Genomic DNA, 11,482 nt, shown 5'->3' on the forward strand with positions numbered 1-11,482 from the left:
GGTCAGGACTCCGTGACCTCGGCGCGGGCACGCGGCGGCCCGGGGCGGGGCCCCTCGGGCCCGCGGCACGGCCAGGCGGCCGGGGTTCAGGTGGATTTGCGGATGGCGGGGAGGCAGACGCGGTCGCGGCCCGACTCCTTGGCCCGGTAGAGGGCCAGGTCGGCGGAGGCGAGGAGCTCGATGAGGTCCTGGCCGTGGGTGCGGTACAGGGACACGCCGACGGAGATCGTCACCGAGACCGTGGTGTCCTCGGCGGGCACGGCGAGGCGGCGGACACGGGCGCGCAGCCGCTCGGCGACGCGGCACGCCTCGACCGTGTCGGCCCCGGGCAGCAGGACGGCGAACTCCTCACCGCCGAACCTGCCGATCACGTCGTAGTCGCGCAGCTGGTGGCACAGGGTCGTGGCGACCGCCACGAGGACCTGGTCGCCGGTGAGGTGGCCGTAGGTGTCGTTGACCCGCTTGAAGTAGTCGATGTCGATCAGCAGCACGGCCAGCGGCTCGGTCGAGCGCTCGGCCCGGGACAGCTCGGTCTCCGCCTCCCGCTGCCAGGCGTTCGCGTTCAGCAGGCCCGTCTTGGCGTCGGTGCGGGCCGCGGCCTGGAGCTGCTGGTGCATGAGGCTGCGCTGGAGCAGCACCACCGGTGGCAGCGCGAGCAGCAGCAGCGCGGGCGAGATCACACAGGTGATCGTGATCAGCACCCCCAGGCACAGCTCCACCATGTCCAGCTCGACGTTCTCGCGGTTCCACAGCACGTCGCGCCAGCGGCCCTGCGGGGTGCTCGCCCGCGCCGCGACCGCCACGATCAGCAGGTTCAGCACCGCGAACAGCACCGCGCAGCCGACCGCCACGAGGATCGCGCCCTGCTGGTCGACGATCCAGCCGGGCCCCGCCTCCAACGGCTCGGGCACATACCGGTGGAAGACCCCCGAAGCCGCGGCGCCCGACAGCCCCAGCGCCGCGGTGACCAGCACCCTGCGGTGCGGCAGCGCCCGGCGCACCCGGTACTGGAGCAGCGCCTGCATCGGCACCGGCATGAGCAGCGCGTAGATCGGCGGCAGCAGCAGCGCGGCGGGCAGCCACCACGCCGACAGCAGGTCGCGGGCCACGCCCGCGGGCATTCCGAGCCGCCGGGACGCCTCGATGCAGACCGCGCAGCACAGCGCCAGCGCGACGCACGTCAGCGCGTCCCACGGCCGGAACACGGTGACCGCGAACTGCCAGACGAGCACCGTGAGGTAGGCGACCACGACCAGCAGCACATAGGCGACCACCCGCGGCGGCTGCGCCAGCAGCGCCGATCTCCCGTGGCCCCGCCCGGGCTCCCCGCCCTCCCGGCGCTGCTCATCGGCGGCTGACTGGTGCACTGCCGTCATGCTTCCCCCACCCCCGCCACCTATCACGTTAGGTAACACGATAGTTGCAAGGCGTGCTGTGCGGGGCGAAAAGCCCGACGTTCTTCGACACATCCCGCCCCGCCCTCCCCCTCTCCCCCACCCCGCCCACCCCACCCCCTTTAGACCGTTCCACCCTCTCTGACCACATCCAGCCACCACCCCGCCCCAAGAACCCCCCAAGACCAACAGGAAGTCAATCGTGCCCATAGGCCCGGAGGTACGCCCGACCGGGCCGCCGCGGTTCGCGTGCCCGGGCGGCATCATCTCCACGCGCACCTCCGACGGGCCGGCACGCGTGGCGGCCCCGCGCCGGGCACGGGGGCGCGCCCGGCCCGGCTTGCGTGCGACACCGATCCGCCGTCCTCGGCGGACTCGGCGCGCGCACCCTATGTGCCCTACGTGCGCTTCTGCCCTCAGCGGCGGAGTTCGGCCAGACGGGTCGAGCCGAGGTGCGGGGCAGGGCCGACCTCCGAGTGGTCGCCGCGCGGGGGTTCCGCCACCGGACCCGCCCTGTGATCAGAACCGTAGGGGCCGACCCGAATGGAGGCGCGGGCCGCTTCGTGCGAGGCCCTCCTTGACCGGATCCGGTCGCGCGGACGAGCAGAGCGGGAACGAGGACGACGAGGTGTGGATCATCAGCGGTCCGTTCGCGGGCGAGCAAAGCGGTCCGAGATGTGCTCGCTCCGGGCGGACGGACGGGCCGCTTCGAGCGGGCCTCCTCGACCCCGCACCTCCCTTCCGACCGCCCGCGCGGGCTCCGCCCCGAGCCCGCCGAGCAGGGCGGACCCGTCGAACATGGACCGCACGGCACACGAACCCGTCCCTCGCGCACCAGGCCCGCCCCGCGCACGACAAGCCCATCAGGAACAACGCCCACACCGAACAAGCCCACCCCTCCCACACCAAGCCCGCCCCACGCACAACAAGCCCATCAGGAACAACGCCCACACCGAACAAGCCCACCCCTCCACCGGGTCGACCCCGCCCCTTCCCCACCCTGCGCCTCGGCCCCCGACCCGAGGCCGACTGAATCCGTCAGCAACGGGACCACCGCACACGAACGCACCCCTCCCAGACCTCTGTGCACCCCAGCCCCGGAGCCGCTGCGCACACGACGGACCTATCAGGGGACCACCGCACACGAAAACACCCCTCCCAGACCGTGTGCACCTCAGCCCCGGACCCGCCCCCCGCGCACACGACGGACCTATCGGGAACGGGGCCGACGCGGGCGAGCCCACGGCTCTGTCCGGGTCGGCCGTGACCCGGCCCCGCCCTGTGCCTCGACTCCGGGCCGGGGCCGCCGGGCACAGGGGGTCCTTCGGGCAGGGGCCTTGCGGACAGATGTCCGCAGCTCCGCCTGGGCGGGCGGGCCTTGCCGGGCCGGGCCTTGCCGGGCCGGGCCTTGCCGGGCCGGGCCTTGCCGGGCCGGGCCTTGCCGGGCCGGGCCTTGCCGGGCCGGGCCTTGCCGGGGACGGGCACGGCGGATCCGTCGGGAGAGCGGTCCATGCGCGTGAGGCCGGTCCTTCGCTCGGGCCGGGGCACGGCCGGCGTGCCGCACCGTGCAGGCGCGGTGGACGCGTCGGGGAATGGGCACGGGTGCGCCTGCTCGGCTCCGTGCTCGGGGCGCGCGGCGGAATCGCCGGGCACGGGATGCCGCTTCGGGGCGGTTTCACCTCGCTCTCGGTCGGGTCTGGGCTCTGTGCTTGAGGGGCCAGGGCGGGGCCGGGCGGGGTCAGGCCGCGTTGGGGAACTGCCCGTGGCCGGGCGGTAGGGGTGCGGGGGTGGGTTCAAGGGGGGTGGTGGGTGAAGGGGCCGACGTGCGGGTGGCTCGGTGGAAGCGGGCCGTGCCCCGGTTGAGGTCGGGGCCTATGGCCAGGGCCTCGATGTCCACGGACACGCGGTGTTCGCCGTCGCGTTCGTAGTCGCGGACGCGCAGGCGGCCCTGGACGATCACCGGGGTGCCGGGGACCAGGTCCGAGGCGTGCACGTTCTCGGCGAGGGCGCGCCAGCAGGTGACGCCCAGGAAGGTGGGCTGACCGGACTCCCACCGGCCCGTCGTGCGGTCGAACCGGGCCGGTGTGACGCCGACCCGTAAAGCCAGGAAGGGGATCCCGTTGCGGGTAACGGTGAGCATGGGGCGTTTGGCCACCCAGCCGACCACGGTCGTCAGCGCCTCGTCCATCACGGCCTCCGTACGGTTCGGAGCCCTCCTCGGGCCCGCCTGCACTCAAGCCTGCACCCGCCGACCCCGCTCCGGGACGACAGAATCAGATTCTGTGGATAACTTCCCCGGACCGGGGCCGGGCGCGGTGCGTCAGCGCAGGACGCCGTCGACCGTCACCCGGTAGTCGGCGTAGGTCTTCAGCTCCGCGGCCACCGGGCGCAGCACGAGTTCGTCGGCGATCGACGCGAGGGTCTCGCGCATGCCCGCCTCGATCCGCTCGCCGTGCCGCGCGGCCGACAGGGCCACGACGTTCCGGCAGGCCGCCGCGGTGAGCGCGCCCATCCCGAGCATGCACCCGGTGAGCACCAGCACCCACGGCAGGATCGACAGGTCGCCGATCAGCGCGCTGGGCGCCTCGGCGATGTCGAACCCGCCGTACAGGAGGAGCAGGAGGCTCCACACCAGGCCGAGCGCGGTCCCGCCGACCAGCACGCGCTGCCAGATCTTGACCAGGGACCACCAGCGCGGCACCTGGTTGAAGCCGGGGACCGTGGCGCGCAGCGCCGAGCCCAGCTCGTCGGGGAGGCGTCCGGCGTGGGTGCGCGCGGCGGCCCGCACCGACAGGCGCCAAGGGCCGGGCAGGTCCTCGGTGACGCCGTCGGTGACGCCGTGCAGGGCGCTGTCCACGCCGCCCTGCTGGGCGCCGAGCGGCCCGGTGAAGGAGTCGCGCAGTTCCTCGCGCAGCTCCGACAGCCGCATCATGCGCAGCGGGTCGCGACGGAACCGCCTCACCCAGCGCGCGAACGGCCAGCCGACGTAGTCGGCGGCGCGCAGCTCGAAGGCGCTCTGCATGGCCTCGGCGACGGCGGGCACACCGGCCGCGACCGTCAGGGCGTCGATGAGCGCCTCGGCGTGCGGGGCGTCCACCTCGGCGGGCACCTCGCCCGCGTCGGCGGGTCCGGCGAACCGCTCGAACCGCTCGATCAGCCGGTCGATGTCGGCGCCCAGCCGCTCCGCGCGGGCGCTCTGCCCGGCGACGGTCTCGGCGAGGATCTCGCGCAGCTCGTCCACCCCACCGCGCGCGACGGCCGAGGTGGTGATGATCCGCGGGTCGCTCAGCCCCTCGGCCTCCAGGAGGCGCCGCAGGTCGGTGACGCAGTCCTTGACCTCGGCCGGGCCGAGCCTGTCGACCTGGTTGAGCACGATCAGGGTGACGGCGGCGTGCCGGGCGAACGGGATGATGTAGTCGTGGTGCAGGGACGCGTCGGCGTACTTCTGCGGGTCCACGACCCAGATCAGCAGGTCGGCGACGCCCGTGAAGCGGTCGACCTCGGCGCGGTGCGCGGCCTGGATCGAGTCGTGGTCGGGCAGGTCGATCAGGACCAGTCCGCGCAGCGACCCCTCGGCCCGCGATCCGGACCTGTCCAGCGCGCTGGCGCGGGCGTAGCGGAACCTCTTGTCGATGTTCAGCCAGTCCAGCAGCGGGGCCGCGCCTTCCATGCCCCACACGCAGGCGTGCGCGAGCGACGTCATCGGACGCCGCATTCCGGTCGGCGACAGCTCAAGGCCGCATACCGCGTTGAACAAGGATGACTTGCCACTGCCGGTGCCGCCCGCGAGGGTGACGACGGTGTGGTCACCGGACAGGCGCATCCGCTCGCCCGCGCGTTCCATCAGCTCCAGCGCCTCGGCGAGCAGCGCGCCGTCGAGGCGGCCCTCGCCCAGCTCGATCAGCCGCTCCAGCGCGGCGACGCGGTCGCCCAGCTCCCCGGCGATCGCGGGCTTGGCTTCGGCCTTGTCCTCGACGGCCTCTTCGGCGTCCGCCTTCGCGGACTCCTCTTCCTCGTCTGCGGCCTCGTCCTCCGGAGCGGAGACGACCGGCTCGTCATCCCGGGTCGACGCCGGGGAGACGACGGGCTCGTCGTCGCGCGTCGTCGAAGCGGAGGAACTCGCGGACCCGGGGGGCTCGGGGGCCTCGAAGCGGGGTCCGACGGTGTCCTCGGCCTTGACCTCCAGCAGGGCGGCCAGCTCCGACGCCCGGGGCACCCGGTACTCGGCGCTGGTCAGCGGGTCGTCGTCGGCCTGACGGGCACGGCGGGCGGAGCCGCGCGGACCGAAGTCGGCGGAGGTCAGCGGATCGTCGTCGGTGACGGGCGCGCGCAGCGCCCGCGCAGCGAAGTCCTCGGCCTTCGAGGGCTCCGCAGACGCCGTCTCCCGCTCGTCGTCAGCGTTCCCGGGCTCGGCCGCGGCGTCCTCGCCGGGCTGCGCGCCGGGCGGGGCCGGCCACGCCGAACGGAGCCCTCCCGGACCGAAGTCGGCGGAGGTGAGCGGGTCGTCGTCCGGGGCGGGCGCGGGTGACGGCACCTTCGGCCCCTCCTCCCGCGCGGCCTCCCCTTGGGCGAGCTTGAGACCGCGGGGGCCGAAGTCCGTACTCGTCAGGGGGTCTTCCTTGGGCGGGGGCGTCGGGGAAGCGGCGTCGCGGACCTCGTCCGGGTCGGTCACCGGGCGACCTCCAGGTTGTAGGTGGCCTGGTAGAGGGCGACGGCCAGGCTCTCATCGGGGATGTCCGCCTGGTCGAGCGCCTGGGTGAAGCGCAGGCTCTCCTCGTCGAACAGCATGGTGATGCGGCTGCGGAGGTCGGCCTTGGCCTTGGCGCTCATGCCGCGCAGCGACTCCGGCCCGAACAGGGACTTGAGCAGCCGCTGCGGCACCGCGCTCGTGCCGCCCTCGACGACGACGTCGCTGGTGCCGTAGCCGAAGATCCCGACCATCAGCACGACGGACAGGGCCTCCTCGTCGAAGGAGACGAGCTTGGCGATGGACCGCTTGATCACGCCCTCGGTGCGGACCAGTTGCAGGACGTGGTCCTGCCAGGCGCTGACCGCGCGGGTGATCCGCCGCGAGAGTTCCGGCGAGACATGGCCGAGCTGCCCGGCCAGCTCGCCGAGGACGTGCACGCCCGCCGGGTCGGCCTGCCAGCGCACGACGGCCTGCTCGGCGCCCTGTTCGGCGCCGGCGAGGATCAGGGACTCCAGGCCCGAGCGCAGCGCGCTCTTGAGCGCCCGTACGCGGGGCGCGGAGAAGCGCCTCCGGGACGAGCCCTTGGCCTCCTTGGCCCGGCCGCGCAGGTGCAGGGTGCGCAGGAGGTCGCCGGTCCCGGCGAAGTCCTGCCAGCGCGCGAGCACCTCGCCCTGGAGCAGCGCCCCGTTGCGGGTGGCCTCGTCGAGTTCGGCGAGGGCGGTGGAGTAGGCGGACTCGACCTCGCGGGCGAGCATGTCGCGCCGGTCGACCTGCTCCTCGATCTGCTTGGCGAGCTGCGGGATGCGGGTGCGGAAGCTGTCCAGGACGCCGCCGAGGGTCTCGGCGATGACCTCGTCGCGGGCCTCGACGTCGTCGACGAGCTCCATCAGCCAGGCCCGGATCGTCGCGATGTCCTCCTCGGGGAGGCGCGACTCGGTGATCGTCGTCTCGGGGATGGTGAAGCGGGGGGCCGCGCCGAAGCCGCGCTCGTCGAGCATCTCGGCGAAGTGCTCGGCGATCTCCTCGCCGCCTCCGCCGTGCACCCGGGACAGCACGACGCCGAGGGTGGCACCCTGCTCGCGCGCGCGCTGCAGCATCTTCCAGACCTGGGCGTCGGCGTAGCGGGCGGCGGTGGTGACGCAGATCCACAGGTCCGCCGAGGCCATGAGCTTGGTCGCGAACTCGAAGTGGTCCTCGAACAGCGAGTCGAAGTCGGGACTGTCCAGCACCGCGAGGCCGCGCGGGACCGCCTCGGTGCGGATCACCACGAGCTGGTCGCCGACGACGGCGTCGGGGGCGGGCCCCTCGACCCGGCCCATGGTCGGCAGGACGCCCGGGGGACGCTCCTCGGTGCCCATGAACCAGTCGAAGTTGTCGGGGTGGCAGACCAGGATCGGGCTCGAGGTGGTGGGCCGCAGCACGCCGGTGCCGGACACGCGCGAGCCCACCAGGGAGTTCACCAGGGTCGATTTTCCCGCGCCGGTGGAGCCGCCGAGCACCGCGAGCAGCGGCGTGGCGGCGGCCCGCACCCGCGGGAGCACGTAGTCCTCGAGCTGGTCGCGGATCTCCCGGGCGGCGAGTGCCGCGTCGGAGGATCCGGGGACGTCGAGAGTGAACCGCAGTGCGTCTATCTGGTCGCGTAGATCGACCAGTACCCGGCCCAAAGGGACCGGCCCTTCGGCCGGCGCGGAGATCAACTCATCGCGCCATGCGCTCTGGTCCGCCGGGGAGGTCACGGATCCCGCCCTATATCCGCCGTAAGGTTGCCGATCTGTGCTGCCACGCGTACGACATCGCCGACGACCACGATCGCCGGTGGCCGCACCCCGCTCGCCGTCATCTCGTCCGCCACGGTGCCGAGCGAGGCGAAAACCGCTCGCTGGCCGGGGAGCGTACCGTCCTGGACGACGGCCACGGGTGTGTCAGTCGGTCGACCATAGCGCATGAGAGTGTCCGCTATCAGGCGCATCCGCTCGACCGCCATCATCAGCACGAGAGTTCCCCCGTTCCGGGCGAGCACCTCCCAGTCGACGGTCGAGTCCGGGTGCCCGGGGGGCACGTGCGCGGAGACGACGTGGAACTCCTGGGAGACGCCCCGGTGAGTGACCGGGATGCCTACCGCGGCGGGGGCGGCGACGGAGCTGCTGATGCCCGGAACGACCGTGACGGGCACGCCGTGCTGGGCGCAGTAGATGGCCTCTTCGCCCCCGCGCCCGAAGATGAAGTTGTCGCCGCCCTTGAGCCGGACCACGAACCTGCCCTGCTTGGCGTGCTCGACGAGCAGCTCGTTGATCTTCTCCTGGAGGATCGCCCGGCCGTAAGGGATCTTGGCGGCGTCGATGACCTCGACGCCGGGGGCCAGTTCGTCCAGGAGGGTGCGGGGGCCGAGGCGGTCGGTGATGACCACGTCGGCCTGGGCGAGGAGCTGCCTGCCGCGCACGGTGATCAGGCCGGGGTCGCCGGGGCCGCCGCCGACGAGGGCCACGCCGACGGGCTTGTGCCGGGAGTGCCTGGCCTTGAGGGTGGCGTCGCGCAGGCCGTCGACGATCGCGTCGCGGATGCCCGCCGAGCGGGTCGGGTCGCCGTCGCTGGTGACGCCGACGGTGGTCTCGCCCACGTAGCCGGTGGCGGGGGTCCAGGCGGCGGAGGCCTCGGCGTCGTCGGCCCGCACGCACCAGATGTGGGCGGACTCGGCGTCGGCGGCGACGCGCCCGTTGACGGCATGGTCGTCGGTGCAGGCCTGGACGAGCCAGGCCCCGTCGAGATCGCCGGTCCGATAGGGCCGCGCGTGCCAGGTCAGTTCTTCGAGCATGCCCTCGAGCGAGGGGGTGATCTCCGGCGCGACGAGGAGGACGTCGGCTCCGGCGGCCAGCAGGGTGGGCACGCGGCGCTGAGCCACCCTGCCGCCGCCCACGACGACGACGCGGCGGCCGGTGAGGCGTAGGCCCAGAAGATAAGGCGGCACCGGCGGGCATTCCCATCTACAGAAGCTAGGTCGGCGGCTGCGACGGCCTGGCTGACCGTCCGCAGGGACAACGGTACTCGGCCGGAGACGACCGACTCACCACAAGGGCCCTTCAGCCCATGATCGTGACGTTCTCGGAAGAATCCGGCAGCACGGCGGTGAGCGCGGTGACGAGTCCGCGGGTCGCGGCGGTGTCGCGGACGGCGATCCGGATCCAGTCCGGGCCGAGGCCGGGGAAGGTGTCCCCGCGCCTTACGGCGAACCCTCGCTCGCGCAAAGCCTCCCGGACGCCTTCGCCCGCCCGCACGCACAGGAAGGAGGCACGGGCTTCAGGCACCACGTGGAGGCCGAGGGCGCGCAACTCATCCGCAAGGTGCTCGCGCTGGACGGCGAGGTCCTTCGCCCAGGCTTCCGCCTCGGCGTGCGCGCGCTCGCCCATGCAGGCTTCGATCGCGGCGAGCGCGGGCGTGGAGACCGCCCAGAGCGGCTGCGCCGCCTCCAGTTCGGTGATCAGCTCGCCAGGGCCGAGGACGTATCCGGCGCGCAGTCCGGCGAGCCCCCAGGTCTTGGTAAGGCTGCGCAGGACCACGAGGCGGGAGTCGGCGGCCAGGCTTTCCGGCTCTCCGGGCACGCAGTCCATGAACGCCTCGTCGACCACGACGGTCCGGCCGGGGCGCAGCAGCGCGCGGATCGCCGCGGCCGGGTGCAGCACGGACGTCGGGTTGGTCGGATTGCCCAGGACGACGAGGTCGGCGTCGGCGGGCACGGCCGCGGGATCGAACGTGAACGCGCCGGCCAGCACGACCCGGTCGACGGCGTGGCCCGCCGCGCGCAGCGCCGCCTCCGGCTCGGTGAACTGCGGGTGCACCACGACCGCGCGGCGTGGGCGCAGGACCCGGGCCAGCAGCACGAACGCCTCGGCCGCCCCGGAGGTCAGCAGCACCTCCCCCGCCGGCCGCCCGTGCCGTCGCGCGACGGCCTCCCGGGCCCGGGTCCCGTCCGGGTAGGCCGAGAGCCCCGTCAGGGACTCCCGGACGATCTCAGCGAGCCATGGTGGCGGCGTCCCCGCCCGGACATTGACGGCGAAGTCCGCAAGGCCCCCGCCGACCTCGGCGTCGCCGTGGTGCAGAAGGTCCGGCTCGGACCTGGAGGACGTGGCCTCGACCGAGCCGGGGAGCACCGCGGCGCCCCCGCCGCCGCCGGGTCCGGGTTCGGTCTCCGGGGCCGGGTCCGGCTCGGGCGGAACCGTGGCGAATGGGCCGGGCATGGATCGATCAGCCGTGGAAGTAGAGGAGGGCGTTGGCGGCCGCGGCGGCCACGCTCGCGCCGCCCTTCTCACTCACGTTGCTGACCTGGGGCAGGCCGCTGCCGCGGAGCTTGGCCTTGGCCTCGGCCGCGCCGACGAAGCCGACGGGCAGGCCGATGACGAGGCTGGGGCGCACCCCGCGGAGGATCAACTCCTCAAGCGCGCTGGCGGCGCTGCCGACGACCCAGACCGCGCCGGGGCCGACCTCGGAGTAGGCGAGGCGGACCGCGGCGGCCGACCGGGTGATCCCCGCGGCCTTGGCCATCCGCACGGCGGCCGGGTCGTCGATGGGGCAGACGGCCGGGCGCTCGGTGATCCCCGCGGCGACCGCGGGCACGTCGGTGACGACGGGGGCGCCCGCGCGCAGGGCGTCGAAGCCCCGGCGCAGATGGCGCTCGTCGGTCACGAGGTCGACGGCGTACTCCAGGTCCGCGCTGGCGTGGATGACCCGCTCGGCGACCGCGCGCCACAGCGGCGGCATCGGCGACAGGTCCACCCGGGACCGGAGGATCTCGTACGAGGCGACCTCGATCGGGTGCGGCTGTCGCACGTTCATCCTGATTCCTCCCTAACCCGCGCCAGTGCCACCGTAGCCCGTGCCGAGCGCCTCTTGGGCACCGCCAGCCCGCCCCCGCCGGAAGCCGCGGTCCCGCCGGACGACGCCGCCCGGCCGGAGCCGTGCGCCGGGTCTCCGCCGGAGCGCGGCGCCCCGGCGGACGCGGCGGTCCCGGCGGGCGCCTCGGCCCCGCCGGACGGTGCGGTCCCGATGAGCTGCGGCGTTCCGTGGGGCGACGCGGCGCCCGCGAGGGCCGCGGCTTCGGCGACGCTGGGGGTTCCCGTGGCCCTTCGCGCGAGTTCGCTCCGGTCCGTGCCCTGCATGGCGGCAAGGGTATCGGGCGGGAAGATCATGACATTCCACCCGTGGGCCCGGGCGACGGCGAGGATGCCGGGCTCGTCGGCCTTGGCGGTGACGGTCGCGAGGGCGGTCACCTGGTCCGGTGGCACGCCCGCTTCTGCGAGAACTCGGCGGACCAGCCCTTCCACCTCCTCGGCCGAGACGCCCTTGCGGGCCCCGACACCGAGGACGTACGCGGGCCCGCCTTGCGCCGACGTGAGTTGTGTCACGT

At 73.8% G+C, this 11,482-nt stretch carries 8 protein-coding genes; all 8 read right to left on the minus strand.

From position 1 onward, the window contains the following. Nucleotides 1-86 precede the first annotated feature (86 nt). The 8 genes from EDD29_RS35520 to EDD29_RS35560 all read right to left on the minus strand — a co-directional run bounded on the left by EDD29_RS35520 (nucleotide 87) and on the right by EDD29_RS35560 (nucleotide 11,480). Complete coding sequence (locus EDD29_RS35520) at nucleotides 87-1,376, minus strand: GGDEF domain-containing protein (RefSeq protein ID WP_123668609.1); 1,290 nt, start codon at nucleotides 1,374-1,376, stop codon at nucleotides 87-89. Nucleotides 1,377-3,132: 1,756 nt separating this feature from the next. Continuing rightward, nucleotides 3,133-3,582 carry a single-stranded DNA-binding protein gene (locus tag EDD29_RS35530; RefSeq protein ID WP_123668611.1) on the minus strand — a complete coding sequence of 150 codons (450 nt, stop codon included), beginning with the start codon at nucleotides 3,580-3,582 and terminating at the stop codon, nucleotides 3,133-3,135. Between the two features lie 132 nt (nucleotides 3,583-3,714). Beyond that, nucleotides 3,715-6,066, minus strand: a complete 2,352-nt coding sequence (locus EDD29_RS35535) for a GTPase (protein WP_246053173.1) — start codon at nucleotides 6,064-6,066, stop codon at nucleotides 3,715-3,717. Next, nucleotides 6,063-7,820, minus strand: coding sequence for an AAA family ATPase (locus tag EDD29_RS35540; protein WP_123668612.1), 1,758 nt, complete (start codon nucleotides 7,818-7,820; stop codon nucleotides 6,063-6,065). Before EDD29_RS35540 ends, EDD29_RS35535 begins: the two co-directional genes overlap by 4 nt. Next, nucleotides 7,817-9,049 carry a uroporphyrinogen-III C-methyltransferase gene (cobA, locus tag EDD29_RS35545; RefSeq protein ID WP_123668613.1) on the minus strand — a complete coding sequence of 411 codons (1,233 nt, stop codon included), beginning with the start codon at nucleotides 9,047-9,049 and terminating at the stop codon, nucleotides 7,817-7,819. Before cobA ends, EDD29_RS35540 begins: the two co-directional genes overlap by 4 nt. 112 nt (nucleotides 9,050-9,161) lie before the next feature. Then, complete coding sequence (cobC, locus tag EDD29_RS35550; RefSeq protein WP_123668614.1) at nucleotides 9,162-10,316, minus strand: Rv2231c family histidinol phosphate aminotransferase CobC; 1,155 nt, start codon at nucleotides 10,314-10,316, stop codon at nucleotides 9,162-9,164. 7 nt (nucleotides 10,317-10,323) lie between these two features. Continuing rightward, nucleotides 10,324-10,911: a precorrin-8X methylmutase gene (locus tag EDD29_RS35555; protein WP_123668615.1), complete on the minus strand. Its 588-nt coding sequence runs from the start codon at nucleotides 10,909-10,911 to the stop codon at nucleotides 10,324-10,326. Next, complete coding sequence (locus EDD29_RS35560; protein WP_170201701.1) at nucleotides 10,908-11,480, minus strand: cobalamin biosynthesis protein; 573 nt, start codon at nucleotides 11,478-11,480, stop codon at nucleotides 10,908-10,910. Before EDD29_RS35560 ends, EDD29_RS35555 begins: the two co-directional genes overlap by 4 nt. Between the last annotated feature and the right edge of the window lie 2 nt (nucleotides 11,481-11,482).

The organism is Actinocorallia herbida, from assembly GCF_003751225.1.
Taxonomy (GTDB): domain Bacteria; phylum Actinomycetota; class Actinomycetes; order Streptosporangiales; family Streptosporangiaceae; genus Actinocorallia; species Actinocorallia herbida.